Annotated in this window: 18 protein-coding genes and 1 other RNA gene; 9 read left to right on the top strand and 10 right to left on the bottom strand. The window is 75.0% G+C overall.

What is annotated here, in order from left to right; all coding sequences use genetic code 11:
* Positions 1 to 2 precede the first annotated feature (2 nt).
* The 4 genes from MNZ39_RS11285 to MNZ39_RS11270 all read right to left on the bottom strand — a co-directional run bounded on the left by MNZ39_RS11285 (position 3) and on the right by MNZ39_RS11270 (position 1,943).
* Positions 3 to 161 carry a hypothetical protein gene (locus tag MNZ39_RS11285; RefSeq protein WP_242338445.1) on the bottom strand — a complete coding sequence of 53 codons (159 nt, stop codon included), beginning with the start codon at positions 159 to 161 and terminating at the stop codon, positions 3 to 5.
* A gap of 365 nt (positions 162 to 526) precedes the next feature.
* Positions 527 to 871: a hypothetical protein gene (locus MNZ39_RS11280; RefSeq protein ID WP_242338443.1), complete on the bottom strand. Its 345-nt coding sequence runs from the start codon at positions 869 to 871 to the stop codon at positions 527 to 529.
* Between the two features lie 291 nt (positions 872 to 1,162).
* Positions 1,163 to 1,513: a transfer-messenger RNA gene (gene ssrA / locus MNZ39_RS11275) on the bottom strand.
* A 139-nt stretch (positions 1,514 to 1,652) separates the two neighbouring features.
* On the bottom strand, positions 1,653 to 1,943 hold the full coding sequence (locus MNZ39_RS11270) for a DUF1540 domain-containing protein (RefSeq protein ID WP_242338441.1): 291 nt from the start codon (positions 1,941 to 1,943) through the stop codon (positions 1,653 to 1,655).
* 387 nt (positions 1,944 to 2,330) lie between these two features.
* On the opposite strand from MNZ39_RS11270, the gene MNZ39_RS11265 reads away from it, so the two are divergent.
* From MNZ39_RS11265 to MNZ39_RS11235, 7 genes are all read left to right on the top strand, one after another.
* Complete coding sequence (locus MNZ39_RS11265) at positions 2,331 to 3,614, top strand: hypothetical protein (protein WP_242338439.1); 1,284 nt, start codon at positions 2,331 to 2,333, stop codon at positions 3,612 to 3,614.
* Between the two features lie 201 nt (positions 3,615 to 3,815).
* Entirely contained in the window at positions 3,816 to 5,117 is a 1,302-nt protein-coding gene (locus tag MNZ39_RS11260; protein WP_242338437.1) for an efflux RND transporter periplasmic adaptor subunit, read from the top strand.
* A gap of 8 nt (positions 5,118 to 5,125) precedes the next feature.
* Positions 5,126 to 5,881 (top strand): ABC transporter ATP-binding protein, encoded by a 756-nt coding sequence (locus MNZ39_RS11255; protein WP_308197192.1) that lies wholly within the window; start codon positions 5,126 to 5,128, stop codon positions 5,879 to 5,881.
* Positions 5,878 to 7,107 (top strand): ABC transporter permease, encoded by a 1,230-nt coding sequence (locus MNZ39_RS11250; protein WP_242338435.1) that lies wholly within the window; start codon positions 5,878 to 5,880, stop codon positions 7,105 to 7,107. The genes MNZ39_RS11255 and MNZ39_RS11250 overlap by 4 nt, the downstream gene beginning before the upstream one ends.
* The gene (locus tag MNZ39_RS11245) at positions 7,104 to 8,486 is read left to right on the top strand and encodes a TolC family protein (RefSeq protein ID WP_242338433.1); all 1,383 of its coding nucleotides are present in this window, start codon (positions 7,104 to 7,106) and stop codon (positions 8,484 to 8,486) included. Before MNZ39_RS11250 ends, MNZ39_RS11245 begins: the two co-directional genes overlap by 4 nt.
* A 60-nt stretch (positions 8,487 to 8,546) precedes the next feature.
* Positions 8,547 to 9,509 (top strand): diacylglycerol kinase family protein, encoded by a 963-nt coding sequence (locus tag MNZ39_RS11240; RefSeq protein WP_242338431.1) that lies wholly within the window; start codon positions 8,547 to 8,549, stop codon positions 9,507 to 9,509.
* Complete coding sequence (locus MNZ39_RS11235) at positions 9,506 to 10,369, top strand: metallophosphoesterase (RefSeq protein ID WP_242338429.1); 864 nt, start codon at positions 9,506 to 9,508, stop codon at positions 10,367 to 10,369. Before MNZ39_RS11240 ends, MNZ39_RS11235 begins: the two co-directional genes overlap by 4 nt.
* A gap of 4 nt (positions 10,370 to 10,373) precedes the next feature.
* On the opposite strand, the gene MNZ39_RS11230 is transcribed toward MNZ39_RS11235, so the two are convergent.
* The 4 genes from MNZ39_RS11230 to MNZ39_RS11215 all read right to left on the bottom strand — a co-directional run bounded on the left by MNZ39_RS11230 (position 10,374) and on the right by MNZ39_RS11215 (position 14,473).
* Positions 10,374 to 10,808: a hydrogenase maturation protease gene (locus MNZ39_RS11230; RefSeq protein WP_242338427.1), complete on the bottom strand. Its 435-nt coding sequence runs from the start codon at positions 10,806 to 10,808 to the stop codon at positions 10,374 to 10,376.
* Positions 10,809 to 10,894: 86 nt separating this feature from the next.
* Entirely contained in the window at positions 10,895 to 11,683 is a 789-nt protein-coding gene (locus MNZ39_RS11225) for a C-GCAxxG-C-C family protein (protein ID WP_242338425.1), read from the bottom strand.
* A gap of 171 nt (positions 11,684 to 11,854) precedes the next feature.
* A complete protein-coding gene (locus MNZ39_RS11220; RefSeq protein WP_242338423.1) occupies positions 11,855 to 14,284 on the bottom strand; it encodes a Lon protease family protein in 2,430 nt (809 codons plus the stop codon).
* A complete protein-coding gene (locus tag MNZ39_RS11215) occupies positions 14,285 to 14,473 on the bottom strand; it encodes a fructose 1,6-bisphosphatase (RefSeq protein ID WP_242338422.1) in 189 nt (62 codons plus the stop codon).
* Between the two features lie 422 nt (positions 14,474 to 14,895).
* On the opposite strand from MNZ39_RS11215, the gene MNZ39_RS11210 reads away from it, so the two are divergent.
* Both MNZ39_RS11210 and MNZ39_RS11205 read left to right on the top strand, forming a co-directional pair.
* Positions 14,896 to 15,384 (top strand): universal stress protein, encoded by a 489-nt coding sequence (locus MNZ39_RS11210; RefSeq protein ID WP_242338420.1) that lies wholly within the window; start codon positions 14,896 to 14,898, stop codon positions 15,382 to 15,384.
* A 47-nt stretch (positions 15,385 to 15,431) separates the two neighbouring features.
* Positions 15,432 to 15,884, top strand: coding sequence for a universal stress protein (locus tag MNZ39_RS11205; protein WP_242338418.1), 453 nt, complete (start codon positions 15,432 to 15,434; stop codon positions 15,882 to 15,884).
* A 13-nt stretch (positions 15,885 to 15,897) separates the two neighbouring features.
* Here the strand turns inward: MNZ39_RS11205 and MNZ39_RS11200 are convergent, their stop codons facing one another.
* Both MNZ39_RS11200 and MNZ39_RS11195 read right to left on the bottom strand, forming a co-directional pair.
* Positions 15,898 to 17,499 (bottom strand): glycosyltransferase family 39 protein, encoded by a 1,602-nt coding sequence (locus MNZ39_RS11200; RefSeq protein WP_242338416.1) that lies wholly within the window; start codon positions 17,497 to 17,499, stop codon positions 15,898 to 15,900.
* On the bottom strand, positions 17,496 to 18,255 hold a 760-nt coding region (locus MNZ39_RS11195; RefSeq protein ID WP_242338414.1), incomplete at its 5' end, for a hypothetical protein. The genes MNZ39_RS11200 and MNZ39_RS11195, both read right to left, overlap by 4 nt.

Raw genomic sequence — 18,255 nt, 5'->3', positions numbered from 1 at the left:
GTCTATGACATCGGGACGCAGGCCATCGCCGGTTTGTTCTCCGGGGCCGTCGTCGGTGGCGTGCTCCTGTACTCGCAGTTCCGGATGGAGCGCCGCATGAGCGTGAGCGCCGCCTGCTTGATGACCACCGGGAGCTCCTCGGCGCCGCCATCCAGATGCACCAAATCGTTGGTAGGACGTTAGCCGGAACGGGAAGCGCGGAGCGTGTCGCCTCCGGATGGAACGAAGCGGGGCGGGCAGCGGCGGACTGGGCTGCCGTCGAAGCGGCAAGAGAGTTCTCGGCCGAGGTGTTGAAGGCGTCCCGCGCTGCCCGCGAGGAACTCAATGCCGACCTGCTCGCCATCATGGCGAGGTCGCCGTTGGGGGACCGTCCCCGGCGTGTAGAGGTACAGCCGAACGAGTGCGAGCTTCTGCTCCGCGAGGGCATCGGTCGGTGCTGCGACGCCTTCAAGCGCGCTGAGGAGGTACGTGAGGCAGTTCGTGTCGAGACCGATTTCGGAGAGGTCGCCCATCGGAACCCGAAGGCTCACGGTTTGCCCGTCATTTGCCCGATGAGGGACGCCACCAGTCCCGCGTCGAGTTGACCTTGAGCGTCGGGCGTGGCGAGCGTGAAAAGGGCGTCTCGGAGCACCTCATGGTCCACCGGCTCGAACTCGATGTCATCACGTACCTCGATGAGTTCGGCCCACTCACGAACGTCGCTACCTCCAAGTTCGCCGGAGAGGAATCGTTGAAGTACGGAGACAACGTGCGCCCGCCGGAGCACGACCAGGGGAGGGCTGTCCCAGCCGAACCGCGCGAGCCCTTCCGCAAGAGGCGCGAGCGGAGTTCTGGCGGCGAGAAGGGCTTCAAGTAGCTCGATTCGCGTCATGCCCACTCCAGCGAGCACTCGCGTACGGTGAACTTCATTCGGGCGTACTTCATTCGGGCGTTCCAGTTCTCCACGTAGAACCAGAGATGCACGAGGCCATCGTTCGGAGCAGGTGGCTACCCGGGGTAGGTTCGCGCGCGGAACACCTCGCGCAAGTTCTCCATGGATTCCGAGGGTGAGCGATCCCCTGACGTGAGCTGCGCAGGTGAACGCGTTGCGTGGCTCGCGGTGCCGCAGTGTGGAGCAGGTGTGGAGCGGAAATGAAAAACCCCGCGGCATCGCGGGGTTCTGAAGTGGAGGCGCCGGGAATCGAACCCGGGTCCGAAAGACTTCCAGTGACAGGTCCTACGCGCGTATCCCGGAGTGAATACGTGAACGGCAACCTCCGGGCCTGCAACCGCTCACGTTCTCGCCCTTTGATCTCGATCTCGGTAAGGCGGCTCGCCTCCCACCCAGATCCAGCCGGAGCTGACGTTCACACCCGGTACCCGGCGCTTCCGGGGGAACGCACGGCCTTTAGTTAGGCCGCGAGAGCCATGGGCTCGTTCGCGTTTCTGCTTGGTCGGCTTTTTACGTGGCCTGCTGACCAACCACGGCGCGCACCAGTCGCCTTCCGTCCTCCGTCGAAACCAGTTCGCCCCCAAATCTGCGAACTGACAGTCCTTTTCATAAGACCGCCGCCGCTTTAGTCAAGCGGCGGCGGCATCCTAGCACGGAAGCGGACGACGGCTCGGTGGCACGTCCGGGCGCTTGCGTCCGGGAGGACCCGGCAGGGCGCCGCTCAGCGGTGCTGGTAGGTGCCGCAGTCCGCGTGCCCGCTGTGGCCCAGCACCACGATCGCCGACGCGGCGCACGTCATCGCGTCGTTGAAGCGGCACTCCTCGATGTGGCAGGCGCCCACGGTCCCGACGTCCTTGCGGGCGCTGTGGCGCCCCTTTCCGTCCGCCATGAACGCATCGCAGGCGGCGTGGTCGCTCCCGACGTTGATGGCGGGCGCGTGGCACATCTTGCCTGCGTTGTAGAAGCAGCTCGACACCTCGCAGCTCGAGATCACCGGCATCGCCGATGCCATGAGTGCCTCCTTTGCGGGCGCGGGTGGAGGAGAGGGCCGCGCCTTCGCCAGAGGCTAGTCACGCCATCCCGGCGAGGCGCGGCGACGCGGCTGGCGCCCGGCGGGCGAGCTCGCTCGAGCGCCCGGACGAGCGCAGGCGTGGGCGCTCCGGGGGTCGGGGTGCGCCCGCTCCCCGGCGCTCGCGGCACGCACGAGCTGCGGCGTCACGGCGGCGTGGGTCCTCGCCGGAGGCCGCCGAAGGGGTGCACGCAGCGTGCAAGATTCGACTCGCCTCAGGGTGAACCCGGCCGGCGCAGCGCCGTCGAGAGGACGTAGCCGTTGCGAGCGCTCGCCGCGTGACGGCTTCACGCGAACGCGCGAGACTTCTGCGCAGCGAGGAGGTGGCACATGCTGCTGCGCGTCTTCGCCGTCCTGCTCGTGCTGTGCGCGGCGTGCGGGTCCGGGGGCGACAAGAGCCCCACGACGACCCCCGAGCCGACGCCGACCCCGGAGCCCACCCCGACTCCGACGCCGACCCCGGAGCCGACTCCGACGCCCACGCCGGAGCCCACCCCCACCCCCACGCCGACGCCGACGCCGACGCCGACGCCAACCCCCACCGTCACGTTCGAGCGGCTCGACTCGGCCGCCGAATGCGAGGGCCTCGTGCCCGCGTCCGCGCCGGAGCCGGTTCGCGCGACGCTCGTGCCGCCCGCCGGCTTCGCCTGCTTCACAGGCACCTCCGACGGCACCGGCGCGGTCGCGCTCGGCGCGCGCGACGGCGCCGGCAACGGCGCGTGGCGGGCGTTCACCGCGGACGGCACGCCGCGCTCGGCGTTCAGCGCGTGGCCGCTCTACACCCAGCCTTCAGGCTGGCAGGGGGCGGTGACGATCCCGAGGCAGCAGAGCGGGATCGAGGGCGTCGCCGTGCTGACGTTCTCACCCTCGGGACTCCTGCTCCGGACGGTCGAGGTCACGTACCACGACGAATGGGTCGCTGCCGCCCGGTGGGATCTGCAGCAGGACCCCGCCGGCGGAGGAGCCCTCTTCGTCGAGTGGCGGGAGTTCTGGAGCAACCCGAGCTTCTGGACCAACCTGACACGCGTCTCCGCCTCGGGCGACTGGGTGTCGCGCGGAGGCGACGGGCGCATGAACCTCATCGCCGGCGGCGTGTCGAACCGCGGCGAGGCGCTCACCTGGTCGTACAACGCCGGAGCCTTCTTGCAGTGGGTCGCGCCCGACGGGACCACCTCCGTGTCCGACGACGGCATCGAGGCCATGCGCTGGCTGTCGGGCCGGGAGGAGCCTCGATATTTCCGGCCGCTCCTCGACGGCTCGCTCGTGCTCGTCGAGAACGGCGCGTACACCCTGCGCCTCGCGCACCTCTCCTTCGCACGCGAGGACCCGCCCGCGTGGCTCGCCTCTCGCACCGGCTGGACGTTCCGGTTCACGCGCGGGAACCGCGGCTACGCGGCGCTCGAGCCCGCCGGTCGGAGCGCTCCGGACTGCACGCAGCGCATCGATCTCGTGTCGCCCACCGGGCGCCTGTGCGGGCGGGTCACGCTCCACGAGGACGGCTCGAGTTGCGTCACCGGCAGCGTGGACCAGGGCTGGGACGGCACGGTGGTGCAGCAGTCCGCGGCGGACGGGTGCGCCTTCCGCTGGTGGCCGCGCCTGCTCGCAGGTGACTAGCCTCGCGGGTGACTAGCGTCTCTCACCTGTACTCGAAGGCCGGGCGGCCGTCCGGACGGCCGCAGGGGTGGCGTCGCCGCGCCGCGGCCCCAAGCGGCCGAGGCCGCGCCCGCGTGCCTCGCGCACGAGCGGCGTAACGTTCCGGGGCGTCGCGGGTTCACGTTCCGGGGCGGCGTCGGGGGCCGGCTCCAGGGAGCAGAAATGAGCCGCAAGACCCTCATCCTCATCGCCGCCGCGCTCGCGGTCCTCGTCGCCGCGGGCGGGATCTGGCGCTGGAGAGCGGGGGCCGCGGACGCCGAGCCCAAGCTCGAGACGGCGCGGGTGGACCGCGGCCGCATCGTGGCCAAGGTCACCGCCACCGGAACGCTTTCGGCGCTCGTCACCGTCCAGGTCGGGAGCCAGGTCTCGGGCCGCGTCGCGGCGCTGTTCGCCGACTTCAACACGCCGGTGAAGAAGGGCCAGGTCATCGCGCGCATCGACCCGCAGCTCTTCCAGGCGGCGGTCGAGCAGGCGCGCGCGAACACCGTCGCGGCGGAGGGGAACCTCGCGAAGGCGCGGGCGCAGGCCGCGGACGCGGAGCGCCAGCTCCGGCGGTCGGAGGCGCTCGCCGCGAAGAACCTCATCGCGGGGGCGGACCTCGACACCGCCCGCGCCAACGCCGACGGCGCCCGCGCTGGCGTGCAGGCCGCGCAGGGCACGCTCGCGCAGACGCGCGCGGCGCTCCACCAGGCGGAGGTGAACCTCGCCTACACGCAGATCGCCTCGCCCACCGACGGTGTGGTCATCTCGCGCAACGTGGACGTCGGCCAGACCGTCGCCGCCTCGCTCCAGGCGCCGACGCTCTTCGTCATCGCCGAGGACCTCGCGAAGATGCAGGTGGACACGAACGTCGCCGAGGCCGACGTGGGGCGCCTGCGAGCGGGCATGACCGCGACGTTCACCGTGGACGCCTATCCGGGCGAGGCCTTCTCCGGGGCGGTGCGGCAGGTCCGGAACGCGCCGCAGACGGTGCAGAACGTCGTCACCTACGACGCGGTCGTGGACGTGCCGAACGGCGACCTGAAGCTCAAGCCGGGCATGACGGCGACGGTGACCTTCGTCTACGCGGAGAAGGACGACGTGGTCCGCATCCCCAACGCGGCGCTCCGCTTCCGGGCGCCACCGGGGTTCGGCCAGGCCGAGGGGGCGAGCGGAGGCGCCGCGCGCGGGGACGCCAGGGCGGCGACCCCGGCCGGCGCGGCCGGGCAGGGCGCGAACGGCACCCGCGGCGCGGGCGCTGGGCGCGGCAGCGGGCGCGCCGGCGATCGGAGCGTCTGGGTCGTGCGTGCCGGGCGTCCGGTGCAGGTGCCGGTGGTGCTCGGCGTCTCCGACGGATCGCTGACCGAGCTCGTGAAGGGCGAGGTCCAGCCGGGCGACGCGGTGGTGACGGAAGCGCAGGCGGCGCGCAGCGGGGGCGCGCCGGGCGGCGGGTTCCCGGGCGGCGGCCGGCGCGGGCCGTTCTAGGAGCGCGCGTGGCGGGACCTTCGCTCATCCGGATCGAGGACGTCGCCCGGACCTACGTGATGGGGGACGTCGAGGTGCACGCGCTGCAGGGCGTGACGCTCACCGTCGAGGAGGGCGAGTTCGTGGCGGTGATGGGGGCCTCCGGCTCGGGCAAGTCGACGCTCATGAACCTCCTCGGCTGCCTGGATCGTCCGACGCGCGGTCGCTACCTGCTAGAGGGCCAGGACGTCTCGCGTCTCCCGAACGACGCGCTCGCCGCCATCCGCAACCGCACGCTCGGCTTCGTGTTCCAGAACTTCAACCTGCTCGCGCGCACGAGCGCGCTCGAGAACGTCGAGCTGCCGCTCCTCTACGCCGGCATCTCGACCGCCGAGCGGCACGCGCGCGCGAAGGAGGCGCTCGCGCGCGTGGGGCTCTCCGACCGCGCGGACCACCTGCCGAACCAGCTCTCGGGCGGGCAGCAGCAGCGCGTCGCCATCGCCCGCGCGCTCGTCAACCGTCCGCGCGTGCTGCTCGCCGACGAGCCCACCGGAAACCTCGACTCCCGCACGAGCGTGGAGGTGATGGCGCTCCTGCAGGAGCTCGGGCGCGGCGGGATCACCGTGGTGCTCGTCACGCACGAGCACGACATCGCGGAGTACGCCGCGCGCGTGCTCGTCATGCGCGACGGGCGCGTCCGCTCCGACGAGCGGCGCACTCCGCGCCCGGCGGTGCCGCCGCCGCCGGGCCCGCACGAGGCGGTGGAGGGGAGGGTGGGGCCGTGAACCTCCTGCAGACGATCCGGGTCGCGCTGCGGGCGCTGCGGCGCTCGAAGATGCGCTCGTTCCTGACCACGCTCGGCGTGGTCATCGGCGTGTCCGCGGTCATCGCGATGGTCGCCATCGGCGACGGCGCGAACGCGCGGGTGCAGAAGACCTTCGAGGCGATGGGCTCGAACATGCTCATCATCCTCCCGGGCGCCTCGACCTCCGGCGGCGCGTTCGGCGGGTTCGGCAGCCTGCCCACGATCACCTGGGACGACGTCCGCGCGATCCAGACCGAGGTCCCGGCGGTGCGCGGGGCGGCGCCCATCCTCCGCTCCGTCGCCTCCGTCATCTCCGAGGACCTCAACTGGACCACCGCCGTGAACGGCACGACCCCGGACTACTTCGTCATCCGGAACTGGTCGGCCGTGCGCGGGCAGCTCTTCACCGCCTCGGACGTCGACGCGGGCACCAAGGTGCTCGTGCTCGGGAAGACCGTCGCCGACCGGCTGTTCGGGCCGGGGGCCGATCCGGTCGGCCAGCAGGTCCGCGTGAAGAACGTTCCGTTCCAGGTGGTCGGGGTGCTCGAGGCGAAGGGGCAGTCGCCGGGCGGGCAGGACCTCGACGACGCGGTGTTCCTGCCGTCCTCCACCTACCAGGCGAAGATCCAGGGCGGGCTCAAGAACGTCGTCTCGGGGGTGGTGTTCATCGGCGCGGCGAGCCAGGCCGACACGGTGCGCGCGGAGTCCCAGATCCGGGCGCTGCTGCGCGACCGTCACCGCCTGCAGCCCGGGGCGGACGACGACTTCTCCATCCGCAACCTCGCGGAGGCGGCGAGCGCGCAGCAGGAGGGGGCGCGCACGCTCACGACGCTCCTCGCGGCGATCGCGGCGGTGTCGCTCCTCGTCGGCGGGATCGGGATCATGAACATCATGCTCGTGTCGGTCACCGAGCGGACACGCGAGATCGGCGTGCGGATGGCGGTCGGCGCGCGCGCCCGCGACATCCTCCTGCAGTTCCTCGCCGAGGCGCTCACGCTGTCCATCGCCGGCGGCGTCATCGGCGTCGTGCTGGGGCTCGTCGTGGCGTGGCGGCTCGCGGTCAGCTTCGGCTGGCCGGTGCTCTTCCGCGCCGACATCGTGGTCGTGGCGGTGGCGTTCAGCGGGCTCGTCGGCGTCGGGTTCGGGCTCTATCCGGCGTTCCGCGCGTCGCGGCTCGATCCCATCCAGGCGCTGAGGTTCGAATGAGACCCGCCGCCCTCGCCCCGCTCCTCGCGCTCGTCGCGGCCACCCTGGCTCCTCCTGCGAGCGCTCAGGAGGCGCCCCTCGAGGCGCAGGCGGCCCCCGCCCAGGCGCCATCCGGCGCTCCCGGCGCGGCAGCGGCGCCGCGCGACGTGATCTCGCTCGACGGAGCGGTGCGCGCCGCGCTCGAGCACCAGCCGCGGCTGCGGCAGGCGCTGGCCACGACGGAGGCCGCCGGCGCGCGCACGGATCAGGCGCGCGCGCCGCTCCTGCCGCAGGTCGATCTCGAGGGGCAGGTCGGGCGGCGCGGCGGCAGCACGCGCTCGGCCGTCGGCGGCACCTCCTCGACGAGCGGGCTGGGCCTCTCGACGAGCACGACGACCTGGAGCGCCGGCGCCTCCGCTCGCCAGGCGCTCGTCGACGTGCAGCAGCTCGAGCGCTGGCGATCCGCGGGGGCGAGCGCCGAGGCGCAGCGGGCGACGGCGCGCGCGACGGAGCAGCAGATCGTGGCGCAGGTCCGGACCGCCTGGTTCGCCGCGCGAGCCGCCCGCGATCTGGTCCAGGTCTCCCAGGACTCGCTCGCCAACCAGGAGGCTCACCTCCGGCAGGTGGAGGCGTTCGTCGAGGTCGGCACACGCCCGGCGATCGACCTCGCCCAGGCCCGCGCGGATCGCGCCAACGCCCAGGTGGCGCTCATCCGCGCCGGGAACGACTACGTCGTGACCCGAGCGCAGCTCGTCCAGGCGATGGGGGTCGATCGCGCCGCCGACTTCGACCTCGGCGACGGCGCGCTTTCGCCCGTGCCCGGTGAGGAGGGGCCCGTCGATCCACTGCTCGCCGAGGCGCTCGCGGCGCGGCCGGAGCTCGCGGCCCTGGGGAGCCAGGCGCGCTCGGACGTGCTGTCGCGCGATGCGGCGCGGGCCGGCTGGCTCCCCACGCTGTCCGCGGGCGCCGCCGTGACCGGCGTGGGGCCCGCGGTCAACGAGCTCGACCGGGGCTGGAACGCCACCGTGACGCTCGGGTGGTCCATCTTCCAGGGGGGCCTCACCCGGGCGCAGACGCGCGAGGCCGAGGCGAACCTGGCCGCGACCGAGGCGCAGACCGACGCGCTCCGCCAGCAGGTCCGCGTCGAGGTCGAGCAGGCGCGCGCGGCGGTGCAGGCGGCGCGCGCCGCCCTCGACGCGGCCGGCGAGGCGCTCGTGAACGCGCGCGAGCGACTCAGGCTCGCCGAGGGACGCTACCAGGCCGGCGCGGGGAGCATCATCGAGCTCGGCGACGCGCAGGTGGCTGCGACCTCCGCGGCGGCGCAGCGAGTCCAGGCCGAGCAGTCGGTCTCCAGCGCGCGCGCGCAGCTCCTGCTCGCGCTCGGGCGCGCCGTGCGCTGACGGCGCGGGTCGGCGCCCGTGGCGGCCCGCCTCGCGGCGCGTGACGCGCTAGCTTTGATCGTGACGTCCAGAGCACAGGTGCCCGGCGCGGGGGTGCGAGCGCCCGCGGGGCTGGCGGCGGCCCGCTCGCCGGCGCGTCGCTGCCTCGTCATCCTCAACGCGCGCGCCGGAGGCGCCGGGACGGAGGACGTGGCCGGCCGGGTGCGCGCGGCCCTCGCCGCCGCGGGCGTCGACGCACGGGTCGTCGCGGCGGAGGGCGACATCGGCGCGACCGCCCGTGCCGCCGCCAGCGACGCAGAGGTGGATGCGGTGGTGGCCGCGGGCGGGGACGGCACCGTGAGCGCGGTGGCGGGCGGGCTCGCCGGTACGCCGAAGCCGCTCGGAGTCCTGCCGCTCGGCACCCTGAACCACTTCGCCAAGGATCTCGGGCTCCCGGCGGACCTCGAGGAGGCCGCGCGGGTGATCGCGTCGGGCGCGCAGCGGCGCGTGGACGTCGCCGAGGTGAACGGGCGGGTCTTCGTGAACAACTCGTCGATCGGGATCTACCCGCACGCCGTCCGCGAGCGCGAGCGCACGCGGCGCCGCCTCGGGAAGTGGATCGGCAAGTGGCTGGCGATGGCGTGGGCGGCGCTGCGCGTGCTCGTGAGGCTGCGCCCCCTGTCCGTGCGCATCCGGTGGGACGGCGGCGCGGGCCCGCGCCGCACGACGTTCGTCTTCGTCGGCAACAACCGCTACGACACGGCGCTCGTCGCGACGCAGCGGCGCGCCGCGCTCGATCGGGGGACGCTCGGCGTGTACGTGGCGACCGCGCCCACTCGCCTCGGCCTGCTCCGGCTCGGCGCTCGCGCCCTCGTGGGCCGGGTCGATCCGGGGCGCGACGTCGAGGCGCTCGAGGTCGCGAGCGTCGCGATCGAGTCGCACCACCGGCGGCTCGCCGTCTCGGTGGACGGCGAGGTGATCTCGCAGCGGCCGCCCATCCGCTACCGCATCCGGCCCGGCGCGCTCACTGTCCTCGCTCCGTGAAGACGATCGCCCACCTCTCCGACTTCCACTTCGGGCGCGAGGAGGCGCGCGTCGTAGAGGCGCTCGTCGCCGATCTCGCCGAGCTCCGCCCGACGGTCGTCGCGGTGAGCGGCGACCTCACCCAGCGCGCGCGCTCCGGCCAGTTCCGGGCCGCGCGCGCCTTCCTCGACCGGATCCCCGCGCCGCGGGTGGTGGTGCCCGGGAATCACGACGTGCCGCTCTACGACGTCGCGCGCCGCTTCCTCTCGCCCCTCGGCCGGTACACGCGCATCGTCACTCCGGACCTCTCGCCGGTGTACGCCGACGACGAGCTCTACGTGGCGGGGGTCTCCACGGCGCGGTCGCTCACGTGGAAGGAGGGGCGGATCTCGGTCGCGCAGATCGAGGACCTCCGCCGCCGCTTCTGCGGGGAGGGCGCAGGTCGGATGCACGTGCTCGTGGCCCATCACCCGTTCGCCCCGACGGCGGACCGCCCGCGCCTGCGCGTCGCCGGCCGGAGCGGCCGGGCGCTCCGCGCCCTCGCGGAGTGCCACCTCGAGGTCCTCCTCACCGGTCACCTGCACCGGCTCGCGAACGGCGAGGTCGAGCACCCCGTGGAGCGGCTCGCGCGGTCCATCCTCGCGTTCCACGCCGGGACCGCCACCTCGGTCCGCCTGCGCGACGAGCCCAACTCCTACAACTGGCTCGAGGTGGACGGCCCGCGGATCGTCCTGTCGGTGCGGAGCTTCGACGGCGCCGCCTTCCGTTCGGTCCAGCGGCGCGTGTTCGAGCGCCGCGACGACGGCTGGCGCGCCGCGGACGGCCGCGCCATCGAGACGCCCGCGCCGCTCCCGGCGCCAGCGGATGCGCAGCTCACGTGAGCGCCTAGAACCCGGCGGCCATCTCGCGCGCCTTCTCGCGCGCGAGCGGCAGGGCGGCCTCCACCTCGGGCGACAGCGCCTCGCCGAACGCGAAGTCCCGGCCGGCGATGGTGACGAGCGCGCCGGGCGGCGCGTGGCCGAAGAGCGCGCGGGCGAGGCCCAGGATCTCCTCCGGCGTGAGGGAGTGGAGAATCGCCTCCCGGGCGGGTCGCGGGACGAGCCGGGCGGCGCGCACGTCGCCCGGCGTGCCGGCCACGGACGCGTCGAGGAAGAGCACGCCGTCGACCGTCGCGACGGCCTCCGCGTGCTCGGGGCGGAGCTCCGGCACCTCGAGCACCTCGAGGCCGGGCACGAGCGCGTCGAGCCCGTGCGCAACGGCGAGCCCGGCGCCGTCGTCGGCGCGGATCGCGTGTCCCATCGCGAAGGCCAGGATCCTCACGGCACCCTCTCCAGGAGCGACGAGGTCTAGCACGTCTCCCCCGGACCCGTCGCGTCCGTCGGTCGGGGGGCGCAGGCGGGGGAGCGTCAGAGCGCCGGGTGCTCCCCGCCGAGGTGGAAGTGACACCCCTCGCAGTCCATCTTCGAGCGGGTGTCCTCGAGGGAGCCGTCCTTCTCGTGACACCTGGCGCAGCCCGCGCCCGCGGCGGCGGAGGTCACCGGCAGCGGTCGCTTCGCCGCCTGCGCGTTGAGCAGCTCCGCCGCGCGGCGCGCGACGCTCGCGGTCAGGATCCCGCAACGCTCCTTCCGCTCGTCGCTGAACGACCTCTTCCCTGAGGCCTCGCACCATCGGGACACGGAGGTGTGGCAGAGCGGCGAGCCCGCGATGGACTGCACGTTCGGATGCGCAGCGGCCGTGAGCACGAGATCGGGCAGCGGCTCGCGCTCGTACCAGGCGAACAGGGCGTCCACGAGCGGGCCCGGCTCCTTCGAGAGCAGCTCGAACGCGGCCGCCGATCCGTTCAGCGCGCCGCAGATCGTCGCCCAGCCGTTCACCCCGCCGGCGCCGTACTTCATGACGTCGAACGGGAAGCTCGCGTAGGGATCGCCCAGCGCGTCCGCCACCGAGCCCACGAGCGCGTCGAACGCGCCGAACATGCAGTGGCCCCGCGCGTACGCGGAGAACGCGCGCGAGGCGACGCGGTCCGGGGCGAGCGTGACGTAGGGCCAGGGGACCGTGGCGAGCTTGCGGTGCGCGTCGGCCGTGGCGTGCTTCACCGCCGCGGCGGCGCTCGCGCCTCCGCCGAGGACCGCCGTACCCGCGACGGCGCCGACCAGCGTCGCGAACCGTCTGCGCCCGGTGACCTTGTCGAACATGGCGAGCCTCCGAGGCCCCGCGCCGCGCGCGGTCCGCGCGTTCGCCGGACCTCCGGAAGAGCCTGGGCGTCTGGCCGCGCGCACGCCATCGGGCGGTGCGTCGCAGCCACACGCGGGCGCGGCGGCCCGCGCCAGGTCGCGGAACGCGCGGCGCGTGGCCGCTCCGGGAGCTCAGCGGGGGCGGCCGCCCTGGCCGTCTCGATCGCCCCCCGCGGCGAATGCGCGCGCCGCGGCCGCGAGCTCGGCGAGCCGGGCGGCGACGCGGCCGTTGAACGAATCGTGCGGGAACGCGCCGCTCGCGTCCGGGGCGCCGGCCGGCAGGCCCGAGAGGAGCTCGATGCCCTGGTCGATCGTGGCGACGGGGTACACCCGGAAGCTTCCCTCCTGGATGGCGGCGAGGACCTCGTCGCGGAGGACGAGGTGCGGCACGTTCGAGGCGGGCACGAGGACGCCCTCGTCGCCGCGGAGCCCGCGTGCACGGCACACCTCGAAGAAGCCCTCGACCTTCTCGGTGACGCCCCCGACCGCCTGGACGTTGCCGATCTGGTCCACGGAGCCGGTGACCGCGAGCGACTGGCGCAGCGGGACGCCCGAGATGGCCGAGAGCAGCGCGTACAGCTCCGCCGAGGAGGCGCTGTCGCCCTCGACGCCTCCGTACGACTGCTCGAACACGAGCGTGGCCGCGAGCGCGAGCGGCGCCGCGCTGCAATAGCGCCCGCCCAGGAATCCCGCCAGGATGAGCACGCCCTTCGAGTGGATCGGCCCGCCCAGCTCGACCTCGCGCTCGATGTCCACCACCTCGCCCCGCCCGAGGCGCATCCGCGCCGTGATCCGGCTCGGGCGACCGAAGGCGCGCCGGCCCGTCATCATGACGGAGAGGCCGTTCACCTGCCCGACGCGCGCGCCGGCGGTCTCGACGAGGAGCGTTCCGCGGCGGATCTCCTCGTCCACGCGATCGCGGAGGCGCCCGGCGCGGCGCTCCTGCGCGTCTATCGCGGCGCGCACGTCGCGGGCCGTCACGGTGGCGCGACCCTCGCCGGCTGCGGCGTGCGCCGCCTCGGTCACGAGGTCGTGGATCGCGCCGGCGTCGGCGGTGATCCGGGTCGAGTCGCCCGCGCGGCGCGTCGCCTCTTGCAGGACCCGCTCGACCGCGCCGCGGTCGAACGGCGGCAGCCGCTCGCGCCGGCCGATCGTCGCGACGAGCCGCGCGAAGTCGCGGTCGAGCTCGGGCGTGCGGGGGAGCTCGTCCTCGAAGTCCACCTCGACCTTGAAGAGCTGCGAGAACTCCGGGTCGAGGAGCGAGAGGAGCTGGTAGAGCACGCGATCGCCGAGGAGCACGATCTTCACGTGCAGCGGGATCGGCTCGGGCTCGAGCGTCGAGGTGCCCATCACGCCGAGCAGCCGCTCTGCCGGGTCGATCCGGATCTCGCGCGCCCGGATCGCGCGCTTGAGCGCGTCCCACGCGAACGGCTGCACGAGGAGCTTGCGGGCGTCGAGCACGAGGTAGCCGCCGTTCGCGCGGTGGAGCGCGCCGGCCCGCACGAGCGTGAAGTCGGTGACGAGCGTGCCCATGTGCACGTGGTGCTCCACGTGCCCCGAGAGGTTCGAGAGCGATGGGAGGTCCTCGTGGACGACGGGGGCGCCGCCGTGCGCGGCGTGCTCCACGAGGAGGTTCGCGACGTACCGCCGGAGCACGGGCGTGTCCGCGAGGAGCTTGCGCAGGGCGGCCGGGAGCTCGGCCGCGCCGTCGAGGGCCGCGAACAGCTCGTGCACCCGCTCGACGAGGTCCACCTGGACGGCGTCGAGGTGCTCGAGGACCGCCGGCACGTCCGCGTAGCGGCGCCGGAGCTCGTGGAGGAGCGCACCGGCCGCGCGGACCGTCACGTCGTCGTTCACCTCCTTCACGCGCTCGCGGTGCCGGCGCTCGAGGTCCGGCATCGTCCGGAGCACCTCGGCGAGCTGGTTCTGCAGCTCCCCGATGTCGCGCCGCAGGCGCTCCTGCACCTCCTCGGGCAAGGTCTGGAACGCGTCCGGCCCGATTATCTCGCCCTTGTTCGCGGGCGCGAACGCGAACCCGATCGGCCCGTGCAGCAGCGCGATGCCGCGCTCCTCGGCGCGCCGCCGGATCTCGTCGATCGGCGCCTCTCGCGCCTCGTCCCGCTCCTTCTCGAGGATCTGGACGCGGGCGTGGTAGTCGCGGCTCTCGAACGCGGAGGGCAGGGCGTCGCGGAGCTCCGCGACCAGGCGATCCAGATCGGCGCGCAGCTCGCGCCCGCGCCCGGGCGGCAGCTCGACGCGCCGGGGCCGGCGCGGGTCGGCGAAGCCGTTCAGGTAGCACCAGTCCGAGGGGGTGGGCGCGTCGAGCGCGGCGCGCCCGAGCATGCGCATCACGAACGTGCGCTTCCCCGCGCCGGGCGGGCCCATCACGTAGGCGTTGTAGCCCTCGCCGCCCACCGAGACGGCGAGGCGCAGCGCCTCGGTCGCGCGGGCCTGCCCGAGCGGTCCCTCCAGATCCTCGAGCTCGGCGGTGGTCTCGAACGCCATCTCGCGCGCGAGGCCGCGCGGCCGGAGGGACGTCGCGGACAGGGGGGCGGTGGGCATTCAGGCCCCCGCCCGGGAGAGGAACGCGAAGCCTTCGCCGGAGCGCGCCACGTGGACGTCCTCGACGAGCTCGCTGCGAGCCTCGCGCACGTGGCGCTCCGCCGGGTCGACGAGCTCCGGCGACGGCGGTGCGAGGTGGCCTCCGACCGATCCGAGGTCCGCCTCGATGACGCTGAGCGTGAGCTTCACCGCGACCTCCCGCCTCGTGAGCCTCGACGTCTGCGAGCCTCCCGCCACCATGGAAGTCCGGCAATGCCGGACGTTGGGTCCGCCCGCTGGGGGTCGCGCGCCTTCGCGCGTGCGCGCCGCCCGCCTGCCTGGCGAGCGCTCCTCCGGTGTGGACCGAGCGCGAGGGCGGCGCGGGTGGCTGCGAGCGCGCCTGCGCCGCCATCCGCTCCTCTGCTCCGACCTGCGCGACTCGGCGCGCGCTCGGGTGCGCCGCGGCGCAGCTTCGCAGCTTCGGCGCGAGCGTGCGGCGCTGCGCGCCGCGGGTAGCCCGTCCCTGCCACCGGGGCGACCCGACGCGGCGCGCGTGGGTCCGCGCGGGAGGCGTACGATCCCATCGGGTCGTCGTGGCCGACCCCGCCAGGCAGGCGAGGAGGAGGCAGGCGATGAGCGAGTGGAAGAAGATCGGCTGCGCGGTGGACTTCTCGGACCCGTCGCGCCTCGCGCTGGACGAGGCCGTGGAGCAGGCGCGCCGCACCGGCGCGGAGCTCGTGCTGGTCCACGTGCACGTGCCGCCGCCCGCGAACCCGGCCGACGTGATCGTCTCTCCGGCCGAGATCGCGCGGATGTCGGCCGACGAGATGGAGCGCACCCTCGCCGGCTGGCGCGTGGACGCGGAGAAGCTCCTCGGGCGGGCGGTGGGAGCGGCGGCCCTGGTCGGAGACCCGGCGGGAGAGGTCGTCCGCTGGGCTCGCGAGCACGGGCCGGATCTGCTCGTGCTCGGCACGCACGGCCGCACCGGGATTCGCCGGTTCATCCTCGGCTCCGTCGCGGAGCGCGTGCTTCGCGAGGCGCCCTGTCCCGTGCTCGTCGCGCGCGCGAGAGTCCCCGGTGACGCGCGGGACATCGCCGCTGAAGCGGAGATCTACGCGTAGGCCCGGACGCCGGCGCGCGGCGGCCCGGGCGGAGGGAGGTGACGACGATGGCTGCTCGCATCTGCTGCGCCATCGACTTCTCCGAGGCCTCGCTGCTCGCGCTCGTCGAGGCGGCCGAGCTCGCGCGCTGGAGCGGCGCCGAGCTGACGCTCATCCACGTTCATCCGGTCCCCGAGGGGGAGGTGCAGCCGGAGGCGTTCGCGATGGCCTCCGTGGACCTGCACCGCGACATGGGGGTCTGGAGCGCCGAGGCGGAGCGGAGGGTCGGCGCGCCGGTTCGAACGGAGGTGGTGGCGGGCGATCCTGCGACGGAGGTCCTGCGGCTCGCGCGGCGGGGCAGCGGGCTCCTCGTGCTGGGTGCGCGCGGGCGGAGCGCGCCGGGCGGGCGCCGCCTCGGGTCGGTCGCCGCGCGCGTGGCGCGCGAGGCGCCGTGCCCCGTCATCGTCGTCCGCCCCCGCGTGCCGCTGCCGGACGAGGCGGAGACGTATCACGCCGCGTGAGCGGCGCGAGCCGTCACTGCCACGCGCCGCTGCGCGCGTACACGAGCGCGAGCGGGACCTCGTCGAGGTAGGCGCCGGCGGCCGGACGCGCCGTCCGGAACGCCGCCCAGGCCCGGTACTCGTCGTCGCGGCTCGCGCCGTCGAGCGCGACGACGGCGACGTCTGCGTCCTCGGGGCCGTCGGCCCGGCGCAGATCCGGCCGTAGCCGCCCGTCCCGCACCCACGCCTCCACGGCCTCCGGCGCGGTGCTCGGCCACCAGACGCGCGCGCCGGGCCGGGCCCGGGCGTTGAGCGGCTCGAGCACGGAGGCCGCCGCCTCGCCGCCGTCCTGACGGCGGAGGCCGCGTGACGCGGCGCCGGGTGCGCCGCCCGCGAGCTCGTTCCAGGCGGACGCGCCCGACGGGAACGCGTGGACCGCCTGGCGGAGCGCCGGCCACAGGACGAGCACCGAGAGCGCCGCGAGGAGCGGCGCGCGGCGCGACGGCCACGCCGCTGCAGCGACCGCGACGAGCGTGCGCGCGCCGAGCAGCGCGAGGAACGGCATCGCCGGCAGGAAGGGGCGGACGCCGGGCGCGCCCGGAGCGAGCCCGGCCGCGGCGGCCGCAAACGGCGCGACCGCGCAGAGCAAGAGCAGGAGCGCGTCCCGCGCGGCAGACCCGCCCCCGCGCGCGTCTGGGGCCCCGCCGCGGACGGCCTCCGCCGTCGCATGGAGGGCCCCGCCCGCAAAGGCCCAGAGGATCGCGGCGGGCACGGTGAGCGCGGTGACGAGGAGCGCGTGGAGGCCCGCAGCGGGAGCGTCGGCGAGGTGCCAGCCGCCGTCCACCGCGCCGCCCGGCGCGAACGCGGCGGCGAGCCGCCCGTGCAGGTCCGCCCGCAGCCAGGGCCAGGCCAGGACGAGGATCGCCGGGCCGAGGAGCACCATCGCGGCGAGCGCGAGTGGACCGCCTCGCCGCGGAGGGGACGCGTCGAGGGCGACCGGCGGCCCCGGGCGCGGCGTGACCCGGGGCGCGGCGACCGCGTGCAGCGCGAGCGCGGCGAGGAGGATCCACGCGTCCGTGCGCGCGGTGAGCGCCGCGCCGAAGAGGATCCCGGAGGCTGCCGCCGCTCCGCGCCGCTCGGCGCTGCCCGCCGCGCGGTCCGCGCGCCGGTACGCCCATGCCGTCGCGAGCCAGAGGGCCGCCGCCGCGAGGTCGGGCGTGGCGACGAGGCCTGCGTGGAGGTGGCGCGGCGCGAGCCAGAAGAGGAGCGGTGCGAGCACCGCGCCGGCCGCGCCCGCGAGGGCGTTACCGGCGAGGGCGAGGAGCGCGGAGAGCACGACCGCGAAGGCCACCGTCCCGAGCCGGAACGCCCGCAGGTGGGACGCGCCGAGCCGCGAGAAGAGCCCGTGGGCGAGCCCGGCCGCCTCGCGCGCGAGCGGAGGCGACGGCGCCGTGGCCTCGGCCCGAGGCAGCGGCGCGGCCCCGGCGACGCGCTCGGCGGCGCCGAGCACGCGCGCCTCGTCGCGCGAGATCCCCGGGGCCCCCGCGAGCAGGCCGAGCACTGCGGCGGTCGCGACCGCGGCGAGGACGGCGCCCGCTCGCGGGCCGGGCCTGGCGAGGCGGCGCGCCGGGATCACGGGAGCGTCTCCGCGTCGAGGCACAGGGTGCCCGGGGCGCCCGCCGAGGTGAGGAAGAGCGTCACATCGTGCAGACCGCCGGCGAGGTGACCGGTGCTCAGCTCGAAGGGCGCGAACCCCACCCCCGAGATCTCGGCCGCGCCCACCTCCTCGCCGTCGACCTGCACGGCAACCCGGAGCGGCGCCCCGAGGGCGCGGCTCCCTCCGCCGGCTGCGCCCGCGTGCCCGCGGAGGGCGTGGCCGATGGGGATCCCGGGGAACCGCAGCGCGAGCGGGGCGCCGGGCGGCGCGTCGATCGTGGCCGAGAGGCAGGGGCGGGGGACGCCGTCCACCTCGCGCACCGTGCGCTCGACGCTTAACGCAGGGGTCGCCGCGCAGGAGAACGCGTTCCCTTCCGCGGCGCACGGGGCGTTGCCCAGCGACACCTCGGCCTGGGCGAGGCGGTCCGGCAGGAACGCGAGCGGCAGGGTGGGCGAGGCGAGCTCGTGTCGGGTCACCTCGAGCGCGCCGAGCCGCTGGGCCGCGGTGGAGCGGGCCGCGCGCGAGATGAGGCCGAGCTCGGTCTGCCAGTCGTAGCCGGGCGCCCCGGGCAGCGACAGGAGCCACACGCGCCGGACGCCCGGGAGGTCCTCGCCGCGGCCGGTGCGGGCGAGCACCGGGAGGGCGGGCGGGATGACCTCGCGCGCCCGCTCGGCCCAGGCGGGCGCGAGCGCGACGGCGTCGCCCGGCCGCGCGTCGCGTTCGAGGAGCGCGCGC

The organism is Anaeromyxobacter sp. SG66, from assembly GCF_022690805.1.
GTDB classification, from domain to species: Bacteria; Myxococcota; Myxococcia; order Myxococcales; family Anaeromyxobacteraceae; genus Anaeromyxobacter; species Anaeromyxobacter soli.
Note: the sequence above shows the minus strand (reverse complement) of the source record. Positions and strands in the feature narration are given on the sequence as shown.

What these genes read in the sequence shown, in the direction of transcription:
- MNZ39_RS11280 (WP_242338443.1), bottom strand. Translation starts at nt 871, where the DNA reads ATGACGCGAATCGAGCTACTTGAAGCCCTTCTCGCCGCCAGAACTCCG.
- MNZ39_RS11270 (WP_242338441.1), bottom strand. Translation starts at nt 1,943, where the DNA reads ATGGCATCGGCGATGCCGGTGATCTCGAGCTGCGAGGTGTCGAGCTGC.
- MNZ39_RS11265 (WP_242338439.1), top strand. Translation starts at nt 2,331, where the DNA reads ATGCTGCTGCGCGTCTTCGCCGTCCTGCTCGTGCTGTGCGCGGCGTGC.
- MNZ39_RS11260 (WP_242338437.1), top strand. Translation starts at nt 3,816, where the DNA reads ATGAGCCGCAAGACCCTCATCCTCATCGCCGCCGCGCTCGCGGTCCTC.
- MNZ39_RS11245 (WP_242338433.1), top strand. Translation starts at nt 7,104, where the DNA reads ATGAGACCCGCCGCCCTCGCCCCGCTCCTCGCGCTCGTCGCGGCCACC.
- MNZ39_RS11225 (WP_242338425.1), bottom strand. Translation starts at nt 11,683, where the DNA reads ATGTTCGACAAGGTCACCGGGCGCAGACGGTTCGCGACGCTGGTCGGC.
- MNZ39_RS11220 (WP_242338423.1), bottom strand. Translation starts at nt 14,284, where the DNA reads ATGCCCACCGCCCCCCTGTCCGCGACGTCCCTCCGGCCGCGCGGCCTC.
- MNZ39_RS11210 (WP_242338420.1), top strand. Translation starts at nt 14,896, where the DNA reads ATGAGCGAGTGGAAGAAGATCGGCTGCGCGGTGGACTTCTCGGACCCG.
- MNZ39_RS11205 (WP_242338418.1), top strand. Translation starts at nt 15,432, where the DNA reads ATGGCTGCTCGCATCTGCTGCGCCATCGACTTCTCCGAGGCCTCGCTG.